26 protein-coding genes, 1 tRNA gene, 1 pseudogene and 1 riboswitch are annotated in these 26121 nt (G+C 58.3%); all 28 genes and pseudogenes read right to left on the reverse strand.

Annotation, left to right across the window (positions count from 1 at the left end; all coding sequences use genetic code 11):
- Nucleotides 1-54: 54 nt before the first annotated feature.
- Nucleotides 55-129 (reverse strand) — tRNA-Thr (locus BR83_RS0112070).
- A gap of 49 nt (nucleotides 130-178) precedes the next feature.
- Entirely contained in the window at nucleotides 179-742 is a 564-nt protein-coding gene (locus tag BR83_RS15880) for a methylated-DNA--[protein]-cysteine S-methyltransferase (RefSeq protein ID WP_051618207.1), read from the reverse strand.
- Between the two features lie 3 nt (nucleotides 743-745).
- Nucleotides 746-1687 carry a DMT family transporter gene (locus BR83_RS0112080; protein WP_084327240.1) on the reverse strand — a complete coding sequence of 314 codons (942 nt, stop codon included), beginning with the start codon at nucleotides 1685-1687 and terminating at the stop codon, nucleotides 746-748.
- A gap of 166 nt (nucleotides 1688-1853) precedes the next feature.
- Nucleotides 1854-2777: a cysteine synthase A gene (cysK, locus tag BR83_RS0112085; protein ID WP_027357292.1), complete on the reverse strand. Its 924-nt coding sequence runs from the start codon at nucleotides 2775-2777 to the stop codon at nucleotides 1854-1856.
- Between the two features lie 55 nt (nucleotides 2778-2832).
- Entirely contained in the window at nucleotides 2833-3120 is a 288-nt protein-coding gene (locus BR83_RS17655) for a hypothetical protein (RefSeq protein ID WP_027357293.1), read from the reverse strand.
- Nucleotides 3121-3568: 448 nt separating this feature from the next.
- Nucleotides 3569-3715 (reverse strand): hypothetical protein, encoded by a 147-nt coding sequence (locus BR83_RS17215; protein WP_157833018.1) that lies wholly within the window; start codon nucleotides 3713-3715, stop codon nucleotides 3569-3571.
- Between the two features lie 6 nt (nucleotides 3716-3721).
- A pseudogene (gene rimI, locus BR83_RS15885) lies at nucleotides 3722-4189 on the reverse strand (ribosomal protein S18-alanine N-acetyltransferase).
- 13 nt (nucleotides 4190-4202) lie between these two features.
- A complete protein-coding gene (tsaB, locus tag BR83_RS0112110) occupies nucleotides 4203-4907 on the reverse strand; it encodes a tRNA (adenosine(37)-N6)-threonylcarbamoyltransferase complex dimerization subunit type 1 TsaB (RefSeq protein ID WP_027357294.1) in 705 nt (234 codons plus the stop codon).
- Nucleotides 4888-5370, reverse strand: a complete 483-nt coding sequence (gene tsaE, locus BR83_RS0112115) for a tRNA (adenosine(37)-N6)-threonylcarbamoyltransferase complex ATPase subunit type 1 TsaE (RefSeq protein ID WP_027357295.1) — start codon at nucleotides 5368-5370, stop codon at nucleotides 4888-4890. Before tsaE ends, tsaB begins: the two co-directional genes overlap by 20 nt.
- A 99-nt stretch (nucleotides 5371-5469) precedes the next feature.
- The gene (gene thiL / locus BR83_RS0112120) at nucleotides 5470-6477 is read right to left on the reverse strand and encodes a thiamine-phosphate kinase (RefSeq protein WP_027357296.1); all 1008 of its coding nucleotides are present in this window, start codon (nucleotides 6475-6477) and stop codon (nucleotides 5470-5472) included.
- A 130-nt stretch (nucleotides 6478-6607) separates the two neighbouring features.
- On the reverse strand, nucleotides 6608-7909 hold the full coding sequence (gene thiC / locus BR83_RS0112125) for a phosphomethylpyrimidine synthase ThiC (protein WP_027357297.1): 1302 nt from the start codon (nucleotides 7907-7909) through the stop codon (nucleotides 6608-6610).
- A 5-nt stretch (nucleotides 7910-7914) separates the two neighbouring features.
- Entirely contained in the window at nucleotides 7915-8976 is a 1062-nt protein-coding gene (locus BR83_RS16785; RefSeq protein ID WP_157833019.1) for a thiamine phosphate synthase, read from the reverse strand.
- Between the two features lie 55 nt (nucleotides 8977-9031).
- Nucleotides 9032-9152: riboswitch (TPP riboswitch) on the reverse strand.
- A gap of 104 nt (nucleotides 9153-9256) precedes the next feature.
- Nucleotides 9257-9664, reverse strand: coding sequence for a response regulator (locus BR83_RS0112135; protein ID WP_027357299.1), 408 nt, complete (start codon nucleotides 9662-9664; stop codon nucleotides 9257-9259).
- 109 nt (nucleotides 9665-9773) lie between these two features.
- Nucleotides 9774-10937 carry an amidohydrolase gene (locus BR83_RS0112140; protein ID WP_027357300.1) on the reverse strand — a complete coding sequence of 388 codons (1164 nt, stop codon included), beginning with the start codon at nucleotides 10935-10937 and terminating at the stop codon, nucleotides 9774-9776.
- A gap of 19 nt (nucleotides 10938-10956) precedes the next feature.
- Nucleotides 10957-11676 (reverse strand): gamma-glutamyl-gamma-aminobutyrate hydrolase family protein, encoded by a 720-nt coding sequence (locus tag BR83_RS0112145; protein ID WP_027357301.1) that lies wholly within the window; start codon nucleotides 11674-11676, stop codon nucleotides 10957-10959.
- Between the two features lie 52 nt (nucleotides 11677-11728).
- Nucleotides 11729-12079 carry a type II toxin-antitoxin system PemK/MazF family toxin gene (locus BR83_RS0112150; RefSeq protein WP_027357302.1) on the reverse strand — a complete coding sequence of 117 codons (351 nt, stop codon included), beginning with the start codon at nucleotides 12077-12079 and terminating at the stop codon, nucleotides 11729-11731.
- Nucleotides 12080-12083: 4 nt separating this feature from the next.
- Nucleotides 12084-12350 (reverse strand): CopG family ribbon-helix-helix protein, encoded by a 267-nt coding sequence (locus BR83_RS0112155; RefSeq protein WP_027357303.1) that lies wholly within the window; start codon nucleotides 12348-12350, stop codon nucleotides 12084-12086.
- 98 nt (nucleotides 12351-12448) lie between these two features.
- Nucleotides 12449-12952, reverse strand: a complete 504-nt coding sequence (gene ilvN, locus BR83_RS0112160; RefSeq protein WP_027357304.1) for an acetolactate synthase small subunit — start codon at nucleotides 12950-12952, stop codon at nucleotides 12449-12451.
- A 198-nt stretch (nucleotides 12953-13150) separates the two neighbouring features.
- Nucleotides 13151-14002: a GltB/FmdC/FwdC-like GXGXG domain-containing protein gene (locus BR83_RS0112165; protein ID WP_027357305.1), complete on the reverse strand. Its 852-nt coding sequence runs from the start codon at nucleotides 14000-14002 to the stop codon at nucleotides 13151-13153.
- 4 nt (nucleotides 14003-14006) lie between these two features.
- On the reverse strand, nucleotides 14007-15521 hold the full coding sequence (locus BR83_RS0112170; RefSeq protein ID WP_027357306.1) for a glutamate synthase-related protein: 1515 nt from the start codon (nucleotides 15519-15521) through the stop codon (nucleotides 14007-14009).
- A 405-nt stretch (nucleotides 15522-15926) separates the two neighbouring features.
- Entirely contained in the window at nucleotides 15927-17066 is a 1140-nt protein-coding gene (locus tag BR83_RS0112175; protein ID WP_027357307.1) for a class II glutamine amidotransferase, read from the reverse strand.
- Nucleotides 17047-18354 carry an NAD(P)/FAD-dependent oxidoreductase gene (locus BR83_RS0112180; RefSeq protein WP_027357308.1) on the reverse strand — a complete coding sequence of 436 codons (1308 nt, stop codon included), beginning with the start codon at nucleotides 18352-18354 and terminating at the stop codon, nucleotides 17047-17049. Before BR83_RS0112180 ends, BR83_RS0112175 begins: the two co-directional genes overlap by 20 nt.
- A gap of 15 nt (nucleotides 18355-18369) precedes the next feature.
- Nucleotides 18370-18816, reverse strand: a complete 447-nt coding sequence (locus tag BR83_RS0112185; RefSeq protein WP_027357309.1) for a 4Fe-4S dicluster domain-containing protein — start codon at nucleotides 18814-18816, stop codon at nucleotides 18370-18372.
- 257 nt (nucleotides 18817-19073) lie between these two features.
- A complete protein-coding gene (gene glnA, locus BR83_RS0112190) occupies nucleotides 19074-20405 on the reverse strand; it encodes a type I glutamate--ammonia ligase (protein ID WP_027357310.1) in 1332 nt (443 codons plus the stop codon).
- Between the two features lie 283 nt (nucleotides 20406-20688).
- Nucleotides 20689-22020, reverse strand: coding sequence for a type I glutamate--ammonia ligase (gene glnA, locus BR83_RS0112195; RefSeq protein ID WP_027357311.1), 1332 nt, complete (start codon nucleotides 22018-22020; stop codon nucleotides 20689-20691).
- Nucleotides 22021-22132: 112 nt separating this feature from the next.
- Nucleotides 22133-22714 (reverse strand): ANTAR domain-containing response regulator, encoded by a 582-nt coding sequence (locus tag BR83_RS0112200; protein ID WP_027357312.1) that lies wholly within the window; start codon nucleotides 22712-22714, stop codon nucleotides 22133-22135.
- Nucleotides 22715-22944: 230 nt separating this feature from the next.
- Nucleotides 22945-24525 (reverse strand): FMN-binding glutamate synthase family protein, encoded by a 1581-nt coding sequence (locus tag BR83_RS0112205; protein ID WP_027357313.1) that lies wholly within the window; start codon nucleotides 24523-24525, stop codon nucleotides 22945-22947.
- A 221-nt stretch (nucleotides 24526-24746) separates the two neighbouring features.
- Nucleotides 24747-26066 (reverse strand): type I glutamate--ammonia ligase, encoded by a 1320-nt coding sequence (glnA, locus tag BR83_RS0112210; protein WP_027357314.1) that lies wholly within the window; start codon nucleotides 26064-26066, stop codon nucleotides 24747-24749.
- Between the last annotated feature and the right edge of the window lie 55 nt (nucleotides 26067-26121).

Below are 26121 nucleotides of genomic sequence, written 5' to 3' on the forward strand. Positions count from 1 at the left end.
TGCCTGCGCATTCGCAAGGACACTCCGGAGGCTGAAACCCTTGATTCTCAAGGCTGGAGCTGGTGGTCGGATTCGAACCGACGGCCTGCGCATTACGAGTGCGCTGCTCTACCGCTGAGCTACACCAGCGCTGAGTATTTACTTGCCGGCCCGGCTTACATGCCGCACCTTACTTATATTACCGCATAACCGGGCCGTTTGTCAATTGGTATCGCCCGGCGGGGCCGGGACGCACGCCTTCCAGCTCCAGCAGCCACTGTTTCAGCGGCAGCCCGCCCCCGAAACCGCCCGGGGACCCGTCACTGCAGATGACCCGGTGGCAGGGTATGACCAGGGGAACCCGGTTGGCCCTTACGGCCCCGCCCGCAGCCCGGGCGGCCCGGGGGTAGCCGGCGGCCTCCGCCACCTGCCGGTATGACCATAACTGGCCGTAACCTATGCGCCGCACGATTTCCAGCACCCGCACTGTAAAGGGCCTGTATAAGGAGAAGTCCACGGGGATATCCGTAAAGGAAACCCGCTGCCCCCGGAAATACCGGTTCAGCCGCTCTTCCAGGACGGAAAGCCACTCTTCCGCCGCCGATCCGCCCCGGCAATTTGCGCCGCACCCCGATTCATCCCGCAGGGCAGCCAAGGCCCCCTCCCGATGGGGCCGGGGAAAGGTGAGGGCCACCAGCCCCCGCTCACTCCAGGCGGTGCCCACCCAGCCCGCTACGGTAGGCAGCAAATGTATATTACCCATACTCTACTCCTGCCTCCCGGCCGCCCGGATAAAAATGGCCAGCCCCGCAATGATGGCCAGGCCCCCGGCCAGCTGCAGGAACGAAGGTACTTGATGAAAAATGAAGTAAGCCAGAATGGTGGCCCCCACCGGTTCGCCCAGCAGACTCACCGACACCACGGCCGCCTTGACGTAACGCAGGGCCCAGTTGAAAATGGTGTGGCCGAAAATGGTGGATACCAGGGCCAGGAGAAAGAACCACAGCCATGTCGTCGGGGGATACGGAAACAGGGGTACCCCTGCCAGCAGGGCACCCGCCAGCAGGGTCACCGCACTGGCCCCGTAGACGACGAATATGTAGGGGAGCAGTGAAAGTCGGTGCCGCAGGCCGCGCCCGATTAAAACGTAGCCGGCCACAAAAATGGCCCCGGCAAAGGCCAGGATGTCCCCCCAGAAGGCCCGCCCCCCGATTTGAAAGTCGCCAACCCCCACCATAACGCTGCCGAGCAGGGCCAGGGCTGCCCCCGCCAGCCCGGGGAGGGCGATTTTTTCCCTGTAGAGCAGGTAGCCCCCCAGAACGGTAAACAGGGGCTGCATGGCCACCAGTACGGTGGAGCTGGCGATGGAAGTGTACTCCAGGGAGGCAATCCAGGCAGTAAAATGCAGCGCCAGCAAAACGCCGGAAAGGCAGGCCAGAAGGATATCCCGCCGGCCCATGGAGCGCAGTTCCTCCCGCTCCCTGGTCAGGACCACGGGGGCAATCATGAGCACGGTAAACCCCAGCCGGTAGAAGGCAATAACCATGGGCGGGGCCGCGGCCAGCTTGGTAAAAATGGAAGAGAAGGCAGCCCCCATCACCCCCACCAGGATGGCCAGGTAAGGATTGACAAAAGGGCGTTCCAAATTAGCGGTTATTAATTCCTTACTCTGCCGGAGTAAAAGCGGTGCCCTGGCAGGCGAGCTCATCGGTCACATCTCCCGTCCAGTAAACTTTTTTAAAGACAGGCATTGCTTAACAGCGACAGCCGGAACATCTTGCTTTACAAGCCTGCCGGTACCACGGCCATACCGGCCCCGGATCAAACCCGGCAGCAGTGCCTGGGCGCCGGAAGCCTTTCACTTTAATTTCACTTTAATAATCAAACAAATCGGTGGAAAGGTAGCGTTCTCCCGTATCCGGGAGCAGGACCACCACGTTTTTACCCCGGTTTTCCGGCCGGCTGGCCACCTGGATGGCCGCCCAGGCGGCCGCCCCCGCGGAGATCCCCACCAGCAGGCCCTCCTCCCGGGCCAGGCGGCGGGCAGTGTGCAGCGCATCTTCATCGGTTACCCGGATGATTTCATCCAGCAGGGACCGGTCGAGCACTTCCGGCACAAAACCTGCACCAATGCCCTGAATTTTATGGGGCCCGGGCTCCCCGCCGGAAAGCACCGGCGAGGCGGCCGGTTCCACCGCCACCGCCCGCAGGGAGGGACGGCGGGCCTTCAAAACGGAGGCCACCCCGGTGATGGTACCCCCGGTGCCAACGCCGGCCACAAAGAAATCCACCTCGCCGCCGGTATCCCGCCAGATTTCTTCGGCCGTGGTGGCCCGGTGGGCTGCCGGGTTGGCCGGGTTGGCAAACTGCTGCGGGATAAAGGCGTTGGGGTGAGAAGCCGCCAGCTCCTGCGCCTTACGCACCGCCCCGGCCATACCCTCGCTGCCGGGGGTGAGAACCACTTCGGCTCCGTAGGCAGCCAGGAGCCTGCGACGCTCCACGCTCATGGTTTCGGGCATGGTCAGCACCAGGCGGTAACCCCGGGCTGCGCAGACCATGGCCAGGCCGATACCGGTATTTCCGCTGGTAGGCTCGATGATCAGCGTATCTCTGGTGATCAGCCCCTTTTCTTCCGCCTCCCGGATCATATTGCAGGCTATCCGGTCTTTAACGCTGCCCCCGGGATTGAAGTACTCCAGCTTGGCCAGGACGGCAGCGGGCAGGCCGGAAGCCACCCGGCGCAGGCGAACCAGGGGCGTGGAACCAATCAATTCCGTCACATCGTTATATATCCCCATCTCCAATCAGCCTCCAGAATGCTGCCGGGCAGCACGTAAAAATTACCTCTCCCTATTATAACCCGGGGGCAGGCCGGGGTAAATTCCCGGAAGGCACGGAACCCTTTAAGAGATAATCCCGCCGGTCCCCGGCACAAAGGAACGGGGTATGACTGCCGCCCCGGATAGTTATGAAAGGGCACAAAAAAGACCGGCCCTTTGGGGGCAGGTCCATCTGCATGCCGGTGATGACGTTTTTAAACTTCCCGTAACCGTACTGCGGCTTCTCCCGGGCGGGGAAGAGCTGAAACCCCGTGGCTATAATCACCGCACCCACCTGATACTCTTTCTGCTCCTCCTTCATGGAAAGGTCAACGGCACCGGCCGGGCAGGTGGCCGCACACTGGCGGCACTCGGAGCAAACCCCGCAGTCCAGGCACCTGCCGGCACTGTACCGCTTTTAGCCAGGAAGAAGGCGGCGGGTAATGGGGCCGGGGCAGGAAACCCCCCGGGCGTCCACAACCTTATCCGCCTTGATGTTCTGCAGTTCCGCTGTGGTCATAAACAAACTCCGCCTCCTTATTCCGGGATATATTTCAACCATCTTTCAGGTACCGGCCCGGCCGGGCCGGTACCATCTACCCTTACCGGTATATGAAAATACTAATACCTGTAGGGGTATCTATTGAGTATAAATTAACACCCCTTTCCGGGGATTGTCAAGATCTTTTTTTAACAATGACCGCCGGCACTTTTACCCATGGGGCCGGCATCTTTCCCGCAGGTTACCAACCTGCCGCATCTTAACAACCTCACCCGCCACCGCCGGCCAGCAAAAAGATGGCCAGCCCGGCCGCCACCAGCCCGATGGTCCAGCCTGCGGGCAGGTTGGCCAGCAGCCCCACCGCAGCCAGCACAAGGCCGCCCAGGCGGACTACCAAACGCATACCGGGGTTCATACCTGCTCACCTCCCACTCCAGAATCCATCAAGGGGGTCCTTCCACATAATTACCGCATCCTCGTTGGTATCGGTATAATAACCCCGGCGCCGTCACCGCTCCACAAAACCCAGCGAGGCATAAAGGCGTCTGGCCACCTGGTTGGAGGTCCGCACCTCGAGGGTCATGCGGCTGGCTCCCAGCATAACCGCCCGGCGCATGAGTTCCTGCATCAGCCTGCGCCCGACCTGCCGCCGGCGGTAGTCGGGATGTACGGCCACATTGGTTACGTGAGCCTCATCCAGGATCAGCCACATGCCGGCATAACCGATCACCTTCTGCCCCGCCAGGACCACAATATATACGGCAAACTCATTTTGCAGCAGCTCATGGGTAAAGGCATGGCGGGACCACGGGGTGGGGAAAGAGGCCCGCTCGATGGCCATAACTTCATCCAGATGCTCACAGGACATTTCGGTAAAAGTCAGTTCCATAGGAAACACCGGCTTACCCTTTTTGTTTTTGCAGCCATTTTACTTCTGCTTCGGATAACCGGATATAATCGGGCAAGAGTTTCAGGGGATCCATACCCTCACCGGCCACCAGCCGCCGGTAACCCAGCTCGGCCACCGGTGCCCCCCTGGGCCAGGAAGCGCTGCCCGGGGCCAGTAAAACCCGGCCACCAAGCTGTTTTAAGAAGAATTCACCGTAAACGGGAACGCCGTCGCCCAGCAAAGTAACGGGCAGATCCCGGGATTCCAGGCGCCGGGCGAGTTCCTCCGGGCGGATGGCCATGGGGCCCTCCAGCCGCTCCAGCTTCCCTGCGACCGTCCGGTATACCGCCGCGTATACCTCGTCCCTGCGGGCGTTGAGAATGGGGCAGATCAGCCCCTCCTGGCCCGTTAAAGGATAGGCCAGGGCCTCCAGGGTGCTGATACCCACGATGGGCAACCCCCAGACCTGGGCCAGCGTTTTGGCCGTGGCCATGCCTATGCGCAGGCCGGTAAAGGACCCGGGACCCGAGGAAACGGCTATACCCCCCAGGTCTTTACGGGTAACCCCTGCATCCTCCATTACGGCTTTTATCATGGGCAAAAGGTTCACCGAATGGGTACGCTGGTTGTTGACCATCCGTTCGGCCAGCACCTTTTCCCCCCGGACCACCGCCACTGCAGCCACCGGGGTTGCAGCTTCAATGCCGAGCACGAACAAGGGTGCTCAACTCCTTCACCAGTTCTTCATAGCGCTCCCCCCGGGGGGCAAACAAAATCCTGCGCAGCTCGGGATCCTGGAGAGAGCCCTCAAGGTAGATATCCAGCCTTTCAGAAGGTAAAATCTCCTTCACCCGCCCCGCCCATTCAACCAGGGTCACGCCGGACCCGTAGAAATAGTCCTCGTAACCCAGGTCAGCCATATCCCCCGGCCCTTCCAGGCGGTAAACGTCCATATGATAAAGGGGCAGGCGGCCGGAGTATTCGTTAATTAAAGTAAACGTGGGGCTGGTTACCGGCCCGGCAACTCCCAGCCCCCGGGCAATGCCCCGGGCCAGCACCGTTTTACCCGCACCCAGCTCCCCGTGCAGGCAAAGGACGTCCCCCGGTTGTAAAAGGGAGGCCAGGAGACGGCCCAGTTCTTCCGTTTCCCCGGCGGAACGGGTCTGCCATTCCAGAGCCATGAAACCACCTGTTTCTTAATTCTATACCGGAACAGAAAAGCCTGCCAGTATTATAACCCATAGACAGGCCGGGGCAAAACTCTTAGTAAGCCGAAAGGGTTAAGGGGCAAAATGATCGTAGCCGCGGGCTTCCAGGGGCACGCAAAGGCCGCCGGGCAATTCCAGCACCATTCCCTTTTCCGCCGGGATAACCTCTCCGATACAACGGCATTCCTCGCCGGCCGCGGCAAGCCTTTCCTCCACCAGGGCAACCCGTTCCGGCGGAATGGTGAAAACCAGCTCAAAATCCTCACCCCCGGAAAAAGCCCAGTCCAGGGGATCCCGGCCGGCCAGGGCAGCCACTTCTCTCACCCGGTAGTCCACGGGAATATCCGCCGCCCGCACCCGGCAGCCCACCCCGCTGGCCCGGCAGATCTCCCGCAGTTCGGCAGCCAGGCCGTCACTGACGTCATCCATGGCCGTTACCCCCGCCGCGGATAAAATCTGCCCGCTGCGCAGTTTTGCCCGGGGCTCCAGGTGGGCCCGCTTGAGGTAAGCCGCCACCCCCGGGCCAGCCCCGGCCTCCGGATGCTGGCACAGGTACAGCCCGGCGGCCGATTTGCCCAGGCTGCCGGTGACGCAGATCAGGTCCCCCACCCTGGCCCCGCTGCGGCATACCGCCCGGCCCTTTTCCACAAAGCCCAGCAGGGCCACGTTGATTACCAGCCGCTCCGGGCTGAGCACCGTATCCCCGCCGACGATGTTCAAATCATATTCCTTCGCTGCCCGCCTGATGCCCCGGTAGAGTTCCTCCACCTCCTCCACGGACAGGCGCGGGGGGAGGCCCAGGGAAACCACGCCATGGGCGGGCCAGCCGCCCATGGCGGCAATATCGCTCACATTAACCGCCACAGTCTTAATCCCAACCTGGGCGGGGGAGGCATAATCCAGCGAAAAATGGACTCCTTCCACCAGCATATCGGTGGTGAACAACAGCCACCGCGGGCCATCGAAGTCCAGCACCGCCGCATCATCCCCAATGCCCCGCACCACCTCTTCCGGCCGGTGGACCAGATCCCGGGAAAGGCGATCAATAAGGGCAAATTCGCCCAGTTCCCCGAGTTTCAACAATCAATCACTCCCCTGAAACAGCCTGGTATGACCCGAACACCATCCCGAAAGTTTTGTGCCGTATTTTTTAATATAATCATCAAAAGGGACGGCGTTCATCCGTCCCTTCACCCGCAACCGGGCCTTTTTAGCATTCCTCCACTTTCTCCGCACCCAGGTACCTGGCCACAATCTCCATGGCGCAGAACTCGCCGCACATGGTGCAGGCCCTGGTCCCGGCCGGATTGCGTTTCTCGCGATACCGGCGGGCCTTTTCCGGGTCAATGGCCAGGTTGATCTGCGCCTTCCAGTCCAGCGCCTTGCGGGCCCGGGCCATGGCCAGATCCCATTCCCGGGCTCCCGGCACCCCCTTGACCAGGTCCGCCGCGTGGGCAGCAATGCGGGAGGCGACCACACCCTCCTTCACGTCTTCCAAAGTGGGCAGCCCCAGGTGTTCGGAAGGAGTTACGTAGCACAGGAAGTCCGCCCCGGCCATGGCAGCCACCGCTCCCCCAATGGCAGCGGTAATATGGTCGTAGCCGGGTGCCACATCAGTAACCAGGGGACCCAGGACGTAAAAAGGAGCCCCCTTGCACAACGTTTTCTGTACCTGCACGTTGGCCGCCACCTGGTCCAGGGGAACGTGTCCGGGTCCTTCCACCATGGCCTGGACACCCGCCGCCCGCGCCCGGTCCACCAGTTCACCCAGCACAATCAACTCCTGAATCTGGGCCCGGTCGGTGGCATCGGCCAGGCACCCGGGCCGCAGGCCATCCCCCAGGCTCAGGGTAACGTCGTAACGCAGGCATATCTCCAGCAGGCGGTCAAAATGCTCGTACAGGGGGTTTTCCCGGCCGTTGTGCAGCATCCACCCGGCCAGGAAGGAACCGCCCCGGCTGACAATATCGGTGACGCGCCCCTGCCTTTGCAGGCGGCCAATGGCTTCCAGGGTGATCCCGCAGTGGACGGTGATAAAGTCTACCCCGTCGGCAGCCTGCTTTTCAATAACGGCAAAGAGGTCGTCGGCGGTCATTCTGACAATACCGCCCCGCCTTTCCCGGGCTTCCACAGCCGCCTGGTAAATGGGCACGGTGCCCACCGGTACAGGGCTCCTTGCAATAACTGCCCGGCGGCAGCCATCCAGGTCTCCACCCGTGGACAGGTCCATCACCGCGTCGGCCCCGGCTTTTAAGGCGGCTTCCAGTTTGGTCAGCTCACCTTCAATATCGGGAAAGGCGGTGGATGTTCCCAGGTTGGCGTTTATTTTCGTCCGCAGGCCCTCACCAATGCCGCAGGGGTCCAGATTACCATGGTTCCTGTTGGCCGGTATGACCACCGTTCCGGCCGCCACCTTCTTTAAAATTTCCTCCACCGGTAATTTTTCCTTTTCCGCTACCCGGCGCATGGCCGCCGTTATTTCTCCTCTCCGGGCTGCTAAAAGCTGGGTCATGTTTATTACCTCCTTGTCCTGTCAATCCGGGAACGCAGTTCGCGGGCAGCGCCGGATATATCTTCTGCCGCCACCACTGCCGTGATCACTGCCGCTCCGTCAGCCCCGGCGGCAATCACCTCTTCCACATTGTACGCCTTGATGCCCCCGATGGCCACTTTGGGAATGCTGACCACGGAAGCCACCTGCCGCACCAGGTCCACACCCACCGGAGCCTGAACATCATCCTTGGTCCGGGTTTCAAAGACGGGTCCCACACCGATATAGTCCGCCCCCTGCCGCTGGGCTTCCAGGGCCTGCTCTACACTGTGGGTGGAAACACCGATAATTTTGCCGGGGCCAAGGATTTTCCGGGCCATACCCACGGGCAGGTCGTCCTGACCCAGGTGGACACCATCGGCCTCCACCGCCAGGGCTATATCCACCCGGTCGTTGACAATAAAGGTTACTCCCTTTTCCCGGGTCAGACGGCGCAGCTGGTGCCCGGCATCGACCAGCTGGCGGGCGGTAAAATCTTTTTCCCGCAGCTGGATAACCGTGGCCCCGCCTTCAATGGCCGCCCGGACCACTTCCACCAGCGGCCTTCCCCGGCTGAATTTATCGCCCGTGATCACATAAAGGCTGTAATCAACCCTCCCGGGAACTTTGCCCGTACCCGGCCGCACCAGGCGGCCGGCCATTTCCTGTTCCAGCGCGTACACTTCATAGCGTATTTCTTTAAAAGGGGCGGGGAACGGCAGGAGACGGGCATACTCCTCCAGCACCCGGACGGCTTCCTGCACCCGCTTGAAATTGGCCGTAATTAGCTGTAAAAGGTTGATTTTTTCCTCTCCCGCTGCCGGAGGGGCGGGAGCAGCCACGTCCCTGCAAACATCCCGGGCCTCGACCAGAACAATCCCCTGCCCGGTAAGCTTCTCCTGCAGCAGGCCCAGACGGTGCCGTATTTTTCTAATGCGCATGGTTATTTGCGGATCATCCAGAATAAAGCGGGCTACTTCCTCCACCACCCGCAGTCCTTCCCGGGCACGGTTAAAATTGGCGTCCAGAACCCGGTAAAAATCCCCCACAAAAACCCCTCCCATAAAAAAACCCATCTACCTGATCAGGAGACGGGTGTAATACGCTAACGGTTCACCCATTTCCCTACGCTGGTATGACCCAGATCAGGTTCAAAGGGTAAAGCGTTAAACGCTTTTCTCAGCCCGGCAACCGCTGATGCCGCCGGGCACCCCCATGGGTTGAAAATGCCCTTATTTACCTGTATATTGTATGTAATTATTCGCTTAAAAAAAATTTTTTCCTGCTTATATTTTGAAGTTGCAAATTTTAAATTACCAGGCTTGGAACCTAAATTACATAGCTCTGATTCCAGTCCCTTTTCCGGTGCTGCCAGGAAAGAGCCTGGATCAGCTCCTTGATCTTTTCTATATCAAAGGGCTTGGCCAGGCAGCAATAAGCGCCATTCTTCAGGGCCTGCTCGACGGTATGATCGGAAAGATAAGCGCTCATGATAATAACAACGGTGTCGGAGGTGATCTTTTTAACCCGCCGCAGCGTCTCCAGGCCGTCCATTAAAGGCATTCTTACATCCATAAAGATTACATCCGGATGAATCTGGCGTACCCTCTCCAGGGCTACCAGCCCGTTTTCCGCAGTGTGTACCCGGTGGCCGAATTCTTTAATGAGAATCTCCAGCAAGTAACGTACTCCGGGCTGATCGTCAACTATTAGAACATCAAGAATCTCCCCTCTCACTCCCTACACCTCCGACATAATATGACACTAATTAACATTATAGTTTAATCTTTCCGTCATGAATATTCGACAGGGAAATTATCTGATCCTGCTAAGAAAAATAAAATTTTTATGGCCGGGGTAGATAAACCAGGCGCCCTTCAATGTAAGTTTTGACTACCCGGGTACGGGGATCAAAGGGATGGCCGCTCAACACCACTATATCGGCGTCCTTACCCGGCTCCAGGCTGCCCAGCCGGCTTTCCAGGCCCAGGATCCTGGCTGCATCCAGCGTAATGGCCCGCAGAGCTCTTTCTTCGGACAGCCCGCCCCTGAGGGTCAGGGCGGCGGACAACGCCAGGTACTGAATGGGCACCACCGGGTGATCGGTCATAATGGCAAAGGTAACCCCGGCCTCGGCCAGAATCCGGGGGGTCTCCAGGGAAATACCCTTCAGCTCCACCTTGGCCCGGTTGGTTATCACCGGCCCCACCACGGCCATGGCCCCGTAAGCGGCCAGCTCCCGGGCCACCAGGTAACCCTCGGTGCAGTGTTCCACCACCAGCAGTAGATCAAATTCCCGGGCTATGCGCAGGGCGGTCATGATGTCGTCAGCCCGGTGGGCGTGTACCCGCAGGGGAATTTCCCGCCGCAGAACCGGCAGCAGGGCTTCCATCTTCAGATCCCGGCCGGGATGCTCGCCCCGGCCGGCTGCCGCCGCTTCCAGCTTGCGCTGGTAATCCCTGGCTTTAGCCAGGGCCTCCCTTAAAAGAGCCGCCGAAGCCATACGGGTGGCGGGCATTTTCTTCTCGCGGGCATAAGTGCGCTTGGGGTTTTCGCCAAGGGCCGCTTTCAGGCCCACCGGCGCCCGGACCACCATCCGGTCGACTACCTGGCCGGCGGTTTTCAGGGCTGCCATTTCTCCCCCCAGGATGTTGGCGCTGCCGGGACCGGTGGCCACGGTGGTCACTCCCCCGGACCGGGCATCTTCAAAGCCCAGATCCGCAGGGTTAACGGCGTCGATGGCCCGCAGGTGAGGGGTAACGGGATCGGTATACTCATTGGTATCGTCCCCCTCTTCCCGGTAAATTTCCTCAGCCACTCCCACATGACAGTGGGCATCAATAAAGCCCGGCATGACCAGGTATCCGGTGACGTCGTCCACCTCAACCCCTGCCGGGATCCTGTCCAGGGGCCCAGCGGCGACAATTTTGCCCTCCTCCACCAGTACCATTCCCGGCTCATAAATTTGACCGGTCATGGTAATTACCGTTCCTCCGGTTAAGGCCAGCATCCAACCCAGCATCTCCTTTTTATTTATTTTTTCCATATTCCCGGCCGGCATCCACCAGGGCTTTAAAAAGGTTTAAAAAGCGTTCATCCCGCTCCCACATGGTTTCCGGGTGCCACTGTACTCCCAGGGCGAACCCCCGGCCGGAGCTTTCCAGCGCCTCGATAATCCCATCCCGGGACCGGGCGGAAACAACAAATCCCGGTGCGGGCCGGCGCACCGCCTGGTGATGAAAACTGTTCACCCGCAGAGCCCCCGCCTTAAATATGCCGGCCAGGCGGGTATTCTCCTCGATGATTACTTCGTGGGTAGGGCTCCAGCGGGGCGCTTTTTGCTGGTGCTTTAAACATCCCGGCACCTGGGTCAAAATATCCTGGTAAATATCACCGCCGGCGGCGATGTTCATCACCTGGATCCCGCGGCAAATGCCCAGGACGGGCAGGCCCCGGGATAACGCCCGCCGGGCCAGTTCGAGCTCAAATTTATCCCGTTCCGGGCTTATCTCCCCGCAACCTGGAAGGGGCTCTTCACCGAAATAAACGGGATCCACGTCGCCGCCGCCGGAAAGAACCAGCCCGTCTAAAAGCCTGAGCTGCGCCAGCAAGCCCGGCTCTCCCGCTATATAGGACAGCAACACAGGAACTCCCCCGGCCGCTTCCACTGCCGCCGTGTAATAGCGGCTTACAAAAAACTGCCCTTTTTCCTCATTCCAGGCCGGGATAATACCGATCACCGGAAGCATTTTTAAAGCACCCCCGCTCCAGCAAAAGAAAAAGCACCCTGATGCAGGCGCTCTAGATGTCCACCAATCCCAGGCTGATTTCCACGGCATGATTCACTTTCTGCATGGTCTCGCGATTTAAGGAGGTAACTTTCTCCAGCAGGCGGCTCTTGTCAATGGTCCGGATTTGTTCCAGCAGGATGACGGAATCCTTCTCCAGCCCACCGGGACTTGCGGGCATCTCCACATGGGTGGGTAGCTTGGCCTTGGCAATCTGTGAAGTAATGGCCGCCACTATGGTGGTAGGACTGTATTGATTACCAATATCATTTTGCAGGATCAAAACGGGACGGGTACCGCCCTGCTCCGAACCCACCACCGGGCTGAGGTCGGCGTAGAAAATGTCGCCACGGCGGACCTGCATGGGTTTATTTTACCTCCGCCTTTCTGTAATGTTCCTGATCCTCATCCCCCAGCCACTGTTCTGCGGCTAATTCCCGGTTAATCCTGGCCATTTCCTGGTAACCCTTCTTCATCTGCTCCCGGAGTTGCTGACGCTTGCGCTCGGCGAGGTAAAAGCGCATGGCTTCCCGGATCAATTCGCTCCTGTTTGATTTTTCCGCAGCCGCTATTCCATCCATTTCGGCCAGGAGATTGTCGGGTAGGGTAATCATAATCCTTTTCACCTGAGCCACCACCAAACCCCCTTAATTCGCACTAAAAATACCAGCACTACATATTATATACATTTGGGCGGTTCTTATGTCAATACCTGGCTGAAAAAGGGTATAATTTACTGTTCCTGATAGTATTTGGTTGCCCCCGGACCCCGGCAGAGGGCAATTTTCCCCGTTCTGACCATTTCCACTATACCGTGGTCTTCCAGGACGGCGCAGAGGGCATTGATTTTTTCCTCGTCACCGGTAAGCTCCACCACCATCGTTTCCCGGTTGACGTCCACAATGTTCGCCCGGAAAATTTCCACGATGTCGACAATATCCGAACGGCGGGTCGGGTCCGCTTTGACTTTAATCAGGGCCAGCTCTCTTTCAATGGATTCACTGCTGTGCAGTTCCTGGATCTTGATCACGTCAATCAACTTGGACAGTTGCTTGACCACCTGATCCAGTTCCCGGTCGTCTCCATTTACCACGATGGTAATGCGGGTGATGTCCGGCTCCTCGGTATATCCGGCAGCAATGCTTTCTATATTGAACACCCTCCTGCTCAACAGGCCGGAAATCCGGGCCAGTACCCCGGGCTTGTTCAGCACCAGCACCGCCAGGGTATGTTTCATGTCTCTCCCCCCGTTCTTTCTGGAATACGTATATTTTAACACAAAACACAGGCACGATTGAATATCGGATTAACGCAAGATGTCAGGATCAAGATGCGGCGGGCATATCGCCGGAAAATAATAATGGCCGCTGTTTGCACGCACCTGCAAGGTCGCACGCTTGCGTTGCAAAACAGCAGCCATTTATTTGCTCGTGTTTTAATAAGCATATACCCTGCCGTAAGGTCTTTTGGATACCGGCATCAGTTTGACAAAACGGTCATCCAGGATGCTTTCCGCATTGAGGTTAAAGTGCCGGGCAAATTCACCAACGTACCGGTGTAAAAGCCGGCGGTCCTTGTCATCCAGCTCCAGCACGCCCACTTCCCTGCCCAGCTGGTAGGGGGCAACCTCTCCCCGCAGGTAAATTACCCCGCCGTGCATGCCCGTACCGATGTAGTGGGCGTGGTGGCGCTCGCCCGGCTTGAGGTTTAGGCCCAGCAGGATCACAATACCCCCGGCCATGTATTCGCCAAAGAAGTCCTGGGCCGTCCCGCCGATTACCAGTACCGGCACCTTGCCGGTATACTCCTTCATATGAATGGCCGCCCGGTAACCGACGCTGTCCCGGATAAAAATCCTGCCGCCGCGCATGGCCATGGCTACGATATCCCCTGCCCGCCCGTGAACCACGATCTCGCCGTCATCCATGGTATTGCCCACCCCGTCCTGGGCATTGCCGTGCACCACGATGCGGTGCCCGGCCAGGAAAGCTCCCAGGTCGTTGCCCGGCGTGGAATAAACATGAATTTCTATTTTGCCTTCCTGCTGTGGGAGAAAGAGCCGCGTCCCGATGTAACGCTGGCCGCAAACGTTCAGCAGGGTGATCCTGCGGGCACCGGAAAGGGCCGCTTCCCGGATCAGATCATTTACTTCCTTGTGCACAAGATCCCGGGCGTCTATTTCTGCCTCCTGCCCATCTATTGAAAGGCGGCTCCTCAGTTCATCAAGGGATCTAACACCACCTAAAAACATTTCCCGCAGCCCGTATCGGGCACAGCTTACCGCCATGTTCTCACTCCCCCGCTCCTTTTACTCCCAGCACGTCCAGTTCCCAGCCCTCCAGGCCCACCCCGCGCAGGTGTTCCCGGTTGCCCCGCAGGCTTTCAATGGCGTTAATGCCCATGCCGCCCAGCATTTCCTTGATCTCATGGCTCCAGCCCCGCAGCAGGTTGACCAGCCGCTGGCTGGCGATTTCCGGGTTCAGGCGGCGGGAAAGGTAGGGATCCTGGGTACAGATACCCCAGGCACATTTGCCGGTATAGCATTTCTGGCACAGGGTGCAGCCCATGGCCACCAGTGCCGCCGAACCGATGTACACCGCGTCCGCCCCCAGGGCAATGGCTTTGACCACGTCTGCACTGCAGCGGATACCGCTGGCCGCGATGATGGAGCACTTGTGCCTGATGCCCTCTTCCCGCAGCCGCCGGTCCACTGCCGCTAAGGCCAGCTCGATGGGAATACCCACGTTATCCCGGATGGCTTTGGGCGCGGCACCGGTACCGCCCCGCAGGCCGTCAATGGCCACGATATCTGCTCCGGCCCTGACTATGCCGGAGGCAATGGCCGCCACGTTGTGCACCGCCGCAATCTTGACGGAAACCGGCTTTTCGTAGTTGGTGGCCTCCTTCAGGGCATAGATGAGCATGGACAGGTCTTCAATGGAATAAATGTCATGCTGCGGCGCCGGGGAGAGGGCATCGGTACCCTCGGGGATCATCCTGGTCAGGGCAATGTTGGCCGCCACCTTTTCTCCCGGCAGGTGACCGCCAATACCCGGTTTGGCCCCCTGGCCGATCTTGATTTCCACCACGGCTGCCGAGTTTAAATACTCCGGGTCCACCCCAAAGCGCCCGCTGGCACACTGCACGACGGCATTTGGGCCGAACTTTTCCCGCATTTCCCGGGGCAGACCGCCTTCACCCGTATTGAAGAGGGTGCCGAACTCTTTAGCGGCCATGGCCAGGGACACAAAGGCCTGGTAGCTGATGGCACCGTAGGACATGGCCGAGAAAAGGATGGGCGTTTCCACGGGCACATTGGGTGAAAGCCGGGAGGTAATGGACACTCTGTCCCCACACACTTCCACTTCCAGGGTGTCCGGCTTGCGCCCCAGGTAAGTACGCAGTTCCATGGGCTCCCGCAGCGGGTCGATAGAAGGGTTGGTTACCTGGGAGGCATTCAGGACCAGGTGGTCCCAGTAAATCCGGTAGGGCTTGTCATTGCCGCTGCCGGTCAGAATAACCCCTCCGGTCTCGGCCTGTTTCTTTAAATCCTGCAGCTTCTCCCTGGTCCAGCTGGCATTGGGACGGTAGGTCGTCGGGTGCGGGTATACAGAAAGGGCGTTGGTGGGGCAGAACACCACACAACGCTGGCACCCCACACACGGGCTTTCGTCGCTGAACATGAGGTCCAGTTCTGGATCGTAATGGTGAACCCCGTTGGGACACTGCCGCTCGCAGACCCGGCACTTTATACACCGGTCACTGCGGCGTTCAACCAGAAACTCGGGTAACAGATGGGAAAACATGCTATCTCACCCTCATTATGTGTGATCTTGTTAAATGCCGGTCAGCATATAAGTTAACATAAGTTAATTAAGTGAATATTCAATAAAACCGTTATGAGGAGGATGCGGCGCTGTCCGGAGCGAACGACTTGCGAAGCGCCGGTAACAGCACCCGGTGAAGCGAGGCTGCCGGCTCGGCTCTCGAGGACGCACGACGAACTACTCGGAAGAAGACCTTTTAAACATATTGTTTCAAGAGGTATCAACGAAGAATGATTAGTGGCGAGCAATCCGCAGAGAGCCAGAGCCGGCCCGAAGCGAGCCGCGGTGCTGTCGGCGCGGAGCATTGGAGTGAGCGGGGACAGCGCCGCATCCAACCGGGTTCACTGAATAACGTTAGTAAGGTGCCTGGGTACCTTATTAACTTTACACGGCACGGGCCAGGCTGGCCAGATGGTCCCTGGTATGCAGCCGGGCCACTACCGGCTCGCCCCCCGGCGGCGTCCAGGCCAGGTCAAGCCGGGGAGCCACGGCCCGGATGGATGCCTCTTCAGAAGAAAGAAAGACAAAATCCCCCGCCGCAGCAGCCGTAATTGGCCGCAGCCTGATGCGGTCGGTCAGGCCGAACATTTCATTATGATGGGCGACGATAACCGTAAAGGGGCCGTTCATCAACAGGGGGGCGTAGGCCATGCGCAGGGTCTTATAAAGCTCCCGGCGTTCCGGTTCCATATGCTCAATGATGTCCCACATGGGGGCGGCGAAGATCCTGGACACCACTTCTATGGGCAGGCCCTGCCGGCGCATGAGCAGGTCCACGGCATAGGCCATCACTTCCGTATCCGTATAAAGGGTACAGTAGTAGCCAAACATCTCCAGATACCGGCGGTTGGTGCCGTAGGAAGAAAGCTCACCGTTATGCACCACCGTCCAGTCCAGGATGGAAAATGGGTGTGCCCCGCCCCACCACCCGGGCGTATTGGTGGGGAAACGGCTGTGGGCGGTCCAGATGTATCCTTTATACAACCGGTCAAGCATGAAATAATCGGCAATCTCCTCGGGGAAACCCACCCCTTTAAAAACGCCCATGTCCTTCCCGGAAGAAAAGACGTAAGCACCATCGATCCGGGTGTTGATGTACATTACTTTTTCCACCACGAACTCATCATCTGACAGGTTATTTTCTTCTTCCAGTTGCTGCCGGGGAGATACGAAATAACGCCACACCACCGGCGGGTTCAGAACCGTGGCCTTTTTATTGGTGGGGATTTCTTCATCATAGACCACGTGGAAATGGTCGGCCAGAAATTCATCCACTATTTCTTTGGCCCCCAACTGGTGACGCTCAAACATGATGTGCAGGGCGTAATAATCCCTGTACTCCGGGTAAAGCCCGTAAATGGCAAAACCGCCGCCCAGACCGTTACCCCGCACCTTCATGTTCACCATGGCGTTTATGGCCATTTCCCCGCCAAACCTTTCCCCGGCCGTGTTCATTACTCCAAACAAACCGCAGGCCTGGGAATCTTTTTCAGGCAGGTAACGCTCACTGATTTGCGGCCGCATGTTCGCTCATCACTCCTTCATCCATCAGCAACTCCCGTCTCAGGCCTTCCGGAATGGCCAGGTAACCGAATTCCTCCTCCAGGAGCTTCTCTTTAAAGTAAGTAACAGGGCAACCCCGGCGCATCAGGTGAAGAAAGATACCCGCCCGGGCAATCCCGGTCACCAGGGTAAACCCGTAAATGCGGTCGTCCTTCAACACAAATCTCCGGTAGCTGCGGGAGCCGGCATCAAAACGGCTGATAACCTCAAAGCCATCCTTTTCCCCTGCCGTGTTGAGACCGGCCGTGATAATGTTCAGGTCAAAAAAGTGCATGGCATTCATGGAGGTGGCCCGGTCATATTCCCGCTTCATACCCAGCATGTTGTACGCGGCCACCCGGCCGCCGGCGTAGGCATTGGGCCACAGGGGGAGCACGCGCCGGTTACCCGTCAGGAAGTCGTAAACTTCGGCACAGTCTCCACAGGCATAAACACCGGCAGCGGATGTCTCCATCTGTCGATTCACCAGAATACCCCGGTTCACGGCCAGCCCGGCTTGCCTGGCCAGGTCCACCCGGGGGACCACACCTACGGCCACCACCAGCAGATCGCAGGGGAGGGAAGTACCGTCGGTGAGCACCACTCCGGTGGCCCGCTCCCCGCCCTGGACTTCTTTAAAGGTGGTTCCGGTATATATGGCCACGCCGGACCGGCGGAAGGCCTCCTCTATCAGCCGGGAGGTAAACTCATCCACCACCGGCGCCAGCACCCGGGGAGCCAGTTCCACCACGCCAACCTCCAGACCCTTTTTGTGCAGTGCCTCGGCAGCCATAAGGCCGATGATCCCCCCGCCGAGCACCACCACCCGCCTGGCCGACGGGAGCAACCGGCTGATGCGCTGCAGGTCCTGCAACGCCACAAAGTTACAGATGTTCTCCTTTTCCGTATCCAGTCCCGGTATGGGGGGGACAATGGGCCGCCCGCCGGTGGCCAGCAGCAGTTTTCCATAGGAGATGGCCCGGCCGTCATCCATCTTTACCACGTGTCCGGCCGTATCCAGGTCCACCGCCCGCCGGCCGAGCACAGGGGTAACTCCCAGACGCTCATAGAAATCCACCGGGCGGTAGAGCATTTTCTCCACGGGCACTTCATGATCCAGGTAATAGGGCAGCAGGGCCCGGGAATAGACATGGTGTGGCTCTTCCCCGATAACAGCTATGGAACTGCTTTTATCGAATGAACGCAGGGTTTCAATGCAACCCACCGCACCCACCGAGTTACCAATGATCAGATAATCAAACCTCTCCATAAGCTTCCCCCTTGCCTAACTGGTGAACGAATCCTGGTAAACCAGTGCCCGGTTGGGACACTGCTTCACGCAGGCCGGTTCTCCCATTTCCTTACACAGATCGCACCTGGCTACTTTGCGGTTGACTTCATCGATGACCACTGCCCCGTAGGGACAGGCCATAACGCAGCTGTAGCAGCCCACACAGCGGCCGGCATCGTGCTCCACCCGGCCTGTGAGGGGGTCCCTGTACAGTGCCCCGCTGATGCATGCCTCCACGCAGGACGGTTCACTGCAGTGCCGGCAATGCACGGGGAGCGTAAAGGGCAGGTTTTCTTCCACCACCACCCGGGGTACCGGCCGTGGTGTTTCATGGAGAAATGCTTTGAGAATGTTTTTACTGCGTGAATGGGCCACCACGCACCAGACCTCACACAGGTGGCAACCAATACAGACTTCCGGCTTGGCCACAACTCGAGGCATTTCCGTCACTCCTTCAGTGGTTAAAAAGACTAAAAAAGCCCACGGCAGGCCTGTGGGATGGAAAGGGACATTTTCCTCCTTGAAAGGTGACCTGCACGTGGGCCTCGTTGCCCTCGTTACCCCGGCACACCGTTGTACCGGTTCAATTTATTTTCGCATATTTTGGAGGCGGTCGTTCCCCGGCGCTCAAGTTCGGCCGGCTTCCTGGCCCGTCCGGCCCTTCCGCAAGGTACTGCGCTGTCCTCCAGCGAGCACGCCTAGTACTTGGTCAGATACTCCTCAATCTCCCAGGGATGCACCTGCACGCGATAACGGTCCCATTCGATGCGCTTGGCCTCCATGAAGCGGCTGTATACGTGGGGGCCGAGAGCTTCCTTGATCACCTCGTCCCGCTCCAGCTCATCCAGGGCTTCCTTCAAACTCTCGGGCAGGCAGCCGATGCCCCGCTCCTCCCGTTCCCTGGCACTCATTTCATAAATGTTGCAGTCGCAGGGCGGCGGAGGCAAAATGCGGTTTTTAATACCGTCCAGCCCCGCCGCCAGGCACACTGCCAGGGCCAGGTACGGGTTGCAGGACGGGTCCGGGCTGCGCAGCTCGATGCGGGTTGACTGGCCCCGCTTGGCCGGAATACGGATGAGGGGACTGCGGTTGCGGGAGGACCAGGCGATATACACCGGTGCCTCGTAACCGGAAACCAGACGCTTGTACGAGTTTACCGTCGGGTTGGTTATGGCGGCAATGGCCCGCGCGTGCTTCATCAAGCCGCCGATGTAATACAGGGCTGTATCACTTAACTGCAGGGGTGCCTGGGGATCGTAAAAGGCATTCTCCCCGTTTTTCATAAGGGACTGGTTTAAGTGCATGCCTGAACCGGCAATGCCGAATATGGGTTTGGGCATGAAGGAGGCATGCAGCCCGTGCCTCTGAGCGATAGTGCGCACCACAAACTTAAAGGTGACCACCTTGTCGGCGGTATCCAGGGCATCGGCATATTTAAAATCAATTTCGTGCTGCCCGGGAGCCACCTCATGGTGGGAAGCCTCGATTTCAAAACCCATCTGCTCCAGGGTGAGGACCATGTCCCGCCGGGCATCTTCACCCAAATCCACAGGCGTCAGGTCAAAATAGCCCGCCCGGTCGTGGGTGATGGTGGTGGGACGGCCGTCACTGTCAACGTGGAAGAGGAAAAATTCCGCCTCCGGCCCCACGTTCATGGTAAAGCCCATTTCCCTGGCTTGGGCTATAACACGCTTGAGCACATAACGGGGGTCGCCGATAAAGGGTGTCCCATCGGCGTTATAAATATCACATATCAACCGGGCCACCGCCCCGTCCCGGGGGCGCCAGGGAAAGACCACAAACGTGGCCGGGTCCGGGCGCAAGTACATGTCCGATTCCTCGATACGGACAAAACCTTCAATGGAAGAGCCGTCAAACATCATCTCCCCATTTAAGGCTTTGTCCAGCTGTTCCACGGTAATGGAGACGTTTTTTAACACGCCGAAAATATCAGTAAACTGCAGGCGGATAAATTTTACTCCCAGTTCTTTGGCCAGATGCCTTACATCATCGTTAGTTAACTGAGCCACGGGCCTTCAACCTCTCCCTTCTAAAAAACCGGGGCTATTTACGAAAAAAAGGCCACACCTGCAGGATAGAGGTTTCACCTGCTGCATGTGGGCCCCATTGCCCCTTCCGGATACAACATCGTACCCGAATTATGTTGTTGCACCGTTATTTTAAAGCTAGTTTATAGTATATACCATAAATACCTCAAAAGAAAAGGGCTTTTTGACAAATTTTTTACCCTGGAAAAAAATACCCTACCGGGTATCCCCGGCAGGGCTATCAGGAGGATGGTAACAAAACTTTTTAAAACCTGGTTAGGTACTCTTCAATTTCCCAGGGGTGAACCTGGACGCGGTAGTTTTCCCATTCCTTTTGTTTGGCCTCGACAAACTTGGTGTAAATGTCTTCGCCCAGAGCCCCCCTGATTACCTCATCCCCGGCCAGTTCCTGCAGGGCTTCCTCCAGGCTGGCGGGCAGGCTCTCGATGCCCAGTTCCCGCCGCTCGGCAGCGGTCATCTCGTAAATGTTGCGGTCACAGGGAGGCGGCGGCTCAATGCGGTTTTTAATCCCATCCAGGCCGGCCGCCAGGCAGGCCGCCAGGGCCAGGTAGGGGTTGCAGGACGGGTCGGGGTTGCGCAGCTCAATGCGGGTGGACATGCCCCGCTTGGCCGGGATGCGGATCAGCGGGCTGCGGTTGCGCCCCGACCAGGCAATATAAACCGGGGCCTCATAACCGGGCACCAGGCGTTTATAGGAGTTTACCGTGGGGTTGGTTATCGCAGCCAGGGCCCGGGCGTGCTTTATTAGACCACCGATGTAGTAGCGGGCAATATCACTCAACCCGTCGGGGGCGGAAGGGTCATAGAAAGCATTTTCGTTCCCCCGGAAGAGGGACTGGTTGGTGTGCATGCCGCTGCCGTTAATGCCATAGACGGGCTTGGGCATGAACGTGGCATGCAAACCGTGCCGCTGGGCAATGGTCCGCACCACAAATTTGAAGGTCACAATTTTATCGGCACAATCCAGGGCATCGGAATATTTAAAGTCAATTTCATGCTGGCCGGGAGCCACCTCGTGGTGGGAAGCCTCAATTTCAAAACCCATTTCTTCCAGGGTGAGCACCATGGCCCGGCGGGCGTTTTCCCCCAGATCCACAGGGCTGAGGTCGAAGTAACCGGCCCTATCGTGGGTGCGCAGGGTGGGACGTCCCCCGGCATCCACCTGGAAAAGGAAGAATTCCAGCTCAGGCCCCACATTCATGGTAAAGCCCATTTCCGCCGCCTCGGCCAGCACCCGCTTGAGAGTGTTGCGGGGGCAGCCGGCATAAGGGGTGCCGTCGGGATTATAGACATCGCACATGAGGCGGGCCACGGCACCGTCCCGGGGACGCCAGGGGAATACGGCAAAGGTTCTGGGATCGGGACGAAGGTACATATCGGACTCTTCAATGCGGGTAAATCCGTGAATGGAAGAGCCGTCAAACATAAGCTCCCCGTCCAGGGCCTTTTCCAGCTGTTCCACGGTGATGGCCATATTCTTGAGCACACCGAGAATGTCGGTGAACTGCAGGCGGATGAACTTTACACCCATTTCCCTCGCTTTGGCCAGTACTTCTTTTTTGATTGCTTCGTCCATAAAACAACCACCCTCTTGAAATTTTTCAAAATGGAAAGGCGCCCCAGGGGAATAGTTCATACTTAATTCCCCACAGGGCGCCTTTGCCCATTTTTCGGTACGTCATTATACCTTAACTTTTTAAGTTGTGGGCCAGGATGATGGCTTCGGCAACCTGACGCATGGAAATGCGTTTGTCCATGCTGCTTTTTTGCATGCGCCGGAATGCCTCGGCTTCCGTGAGTCCCAGTGTCTCCATCAGGATTCCCTTGGCTTTTTCTACTAATTTACGGGTTTCCAGGGCTTCCTTCAATTCCTGGACCTGGCTTTCCAGCCTGATGATTTCCTGGTAGTTGGCCAGGGCCAGTTCCACGGCGGACAACAGGGTACTTTCATCCACCGGCTTGGTCAGGAGGGCCGATACCCGCGCCTCTTTGGCTTTGTCTAAAAGGCCGGGACTCATGGAGTTAACCAGCACGACCACTGGGGCCAACTTATCCTCATGGAGAATGCGTGCCACTTCCAGCCCGTCCATGCCCGGCACCCCGGCCTCGATGATCAGCAGATCCGGCTGCCGGCTGCGCACCAGCTTGAGGCCCGAAAGACCATCCGCTGCCTCACCCACGACCCAGTATCCCAGCTTGGTGAGCACGGCTTTAATGGACTTTCTCCAGGTGGCATCGCTATCTACCAGCACTATCCTCTGTTCCGCCATGGAGATTTTCCTCCCAAATTGTTCCTGGTAACCAATCCGCCGGGCGTTGCCGGACTACTGGGAAAAATACCACCTTCCCGGGAAGAAAAATGCCCTCTTCAAGGCCGCATGGCCTGTCGAGGGCGTCATTGCCTGTTCATAGCCGGGCACATCATTGTACCCACAAAATAATTCTTTAGCATGCCTTTATTATAATCCTTGCCCCGGTCCTTAGCAACACTTTTTTTATGCTAACCTAAAATTTTCTCCACCTCTTCGGCATCCACATCCATAATGTACCTGATGCCGGTAATTTCAGCGGCTTCCCTGGTCAGGGCGGCCACATCGTCCCGGGTGATGTAGGACAGGGCAAACTTGCGGGCGCCGCACATGAACTGCCGCAGGCCCTGGGCCAGCCGCTCAAAGTAGGTGTAAACGCCGATGGCTCCCACGGGCAGTTTCTCAAAAGCTTCGGCACCCAGTTTTTCCTTCAACTCGCTGGCAGCAATGAAGACCTGCTCCAGGGTTTCCCCGTATTTCTTGTACTCATTGGGCACCTTGCCGGATTTTACGGCTTCGCCCACGGTCTTGCCCACCATGGCCGCCGTCAGCGGCGAGCGGGCCATGCCGATGACCTTCACGTAGGGAGCGCCGATGGCCAGCCCCTTGAACAGGTGATCCTCCAGGGTGAAGCCTCCGGCCATGGCCACCGGCGGGACATAGGCACCCCTGGCCGCCAGTTTATCCAGGTACTTGACCAGCAAAGCCTGCAGGTAGAGGGTGGGTACACCCCACTCATTCATCATCCGCCACGGGCTCATACCGGTACCGCCGCCGGCACCGTCAACGGTAAGCAGGTCGATCCTGGCGTCCGAAGCGTATTTGACTGCCCGGGCCAGGTCGGCCGGACGGTAGGCGCCGGTCTTCAAGAAGACGTACTTTGCCCCGGCCTTGCGCAGTTCTTCCACCCGGGCCATAAAGGACTCGTATTCCACCATGCCAATGCGCGAATGGCGCTCAAACTCGCTGAAAGCACCGGCCCGGTAGGCCGCCTGTACTTTGGGGTCCGTGGGATCGGGCAGCACAATGTAGCCGCGGCTCTTCAGCTGCAGCGCCCGCTCCAGGCTGTCCAGCTTAACCTCGCCGCCGATGTCCTTGGCCCCCTGGCCCCACTTAAGTTCCACAGCCTCTACGCCCAGCTTCTCAATGGCGTACTCCTGGACCCCCAGTTTGGTATCTTCAACATTGGCCTGTACGGCAATAAACCCCCTGCCGTTGTACCACTCCTGGAAGTCCTTCACCCGCCGGGCCAGGTTGGGTGAATGAACCACGCGCCCGTCCTTAATCTCGGCATTGGGGTCCATGGCGCACACGTTTTCCCCGATTACAATACCTACCCCGGAGATGGCTGCCCCGGCGGCCAGGTGGTCCCAGTTATTGGCTGCCACATTGGTGGATCCCATGGCAGCAATTACAATGGGCAGGTTCAGTTTTAAATCGGCGTTGGCTCCTACAGCAGTTTCCAGGCTGACTGCCGGGAAAATGGCCTTGTCGGGATCAGCTTCAATACCGTGGGCGCCCACGGCGGTACCCAGAATGTTGAAGTGGGAATAATCCACCGGGTAATCCTTCTGGGAAGCGGAAGTGGTTTTGCCAAAGGGTTGGGGATAAAGTACTTCCTTGCCCCGCACGGAAGATTTACCTATTTCACAAAGGCCGGGGCAGCCGTCCAAACAGGTAACACACATCCCGCTAAAGGGACAATAGCTCTCACCAGTGCGCAACCGGGTCAGGGTAGCTGCAGTGGCATTAACACCTTTACTAAAACTCATTGTTCCATCCTCCTGAAAAACACGGTAAAATTAAGGTAATGGTTCTTTGTAAAATGTTTTCTCTAGTTCCGGCTTGATGCTTAGCAACGAGCCGGTTTTTTTTACCTTGCCGTTTTTCTCTGTCCAGTTAATCTGTTGCCATTAATCTACAAACCATCCCCCCTCCTCATCTATCTTTCTACCGGGAATACCCCGGATAGGCTCCTTGAGAAGAATGGCATTTAGAAGTTGGTCAAATACTCATCCAGCTCCCACTGGTGCACCTGGGCGTGATAGCGCTCCCACTCGTCCTCCTTGGCCTCCAGGAAGCGGGCAGTTATTTCTTTTCCCAGGGCCTCCTGGATCACCGCATCGCCCGCCAGGGCCTGCAGGGCCTCCGCCAGGTGACGGGGCAGACCGATGTGGCGGACCAGTTCTTTAACCGGCAGGTTATTTTCCGACAGGGGCGCCCCGGGTGTCAGCCCCTTTTCAATGCCATCCAGCCCGGCAGCCAGGGAAGCGGCCAGAGCCAGGTAAGGATTGGCGGTGGGATCGGGGCTGCGCAAAACCACCTGGGTGCCTTCCCCGCGCTGGGCGGGTACCCGGATCATAGTACTGCGGTTTTCTTCAGACCAGGCAGCCAGCACGGGAGCCAGATCGGTGGGTACAAGACGCTTGTAACTGTTAACCAGGGGATTGGTAATGGCCGTCAGCGCTCCCGCGTGGGCAATCAACCCGGCTATATACCGGCAGGCCAGCTCGCTGAGCCGGTACTGCCCCGCAGGGTCATAGAAGGCATTCTCGCCATCCCGCCAGAGGGACTGGTGTAAATGCATCCCCGAGCCGTTACAGGAGGCCAGGGGCCGGGGCATGAAAGATGCATGCAGGCCGTGGCGCTGGGCAATGGTACGCACCACAAACTTGAAGGTGGCAATGCTGTCGGCCACGGTTAAAGCGTCACTTTCTTTCAGAAAAATTTCATGCTGCCCCGGGGCAAATTCATGATGGGAGGAAGAAACATCCAGGCCCATCTCCTGAAGGGTGAGCACCATATCCCGGCGGGCATTCTCGCCCAGGTCCACCGGTGTGAGATCACAGAACCCGGCCTGGTCATGGGTGATAACGGTGGGCTTGCCCTGGGCGTCGGTATGGAAAAGGAAAAACTCAATCTGCGCACCCACCCTGAGCTCCAGGTTCATTTTCCTCGCCCTGGCCAGCACCCGCTTCAAAGCTGCCCGGGAACAGGCGCAGTATGACTCTCCCTGGGGTGTAAGCACATCACAAATTAAACGGGCCACCGCCCCTTCCCGGGGCCGCCAGGGGAAGATTACAAAGGTCCTGGGGTCGGGAAGCAGGTAAATGTCTGACTCGCGGTTCCGGACAAAACCCTCGATCACCGAACTGTCAAACATTACCCGGCCTTCCAACGCCCGGGGTAACTCTTCCACGGTAATGGCTATGTTTTTCAGGACACCGAAGATATCGGTGAACTGCAACCGGATAAACTTGACATTGTATTCCCGGGCTTTTTGGAGCACATCTTCTGGGGTAGTGGTGGGCATGGTGTTTCCTCCTTCCCCGGTTCTGGAACAGGCAAATAAAAAAACGCCCTATATT

Source organism: Desulfofundulus thermocisternus DSM 10259, from assembly GCF_000686645.1.
Classification (GTDB): Bacteria; Bacillota; Desulfotomaculia; order Desulfotomaculales; family Desulfovirgulaceae; genus Desulfofundulus; species Desulfofundulus australicus.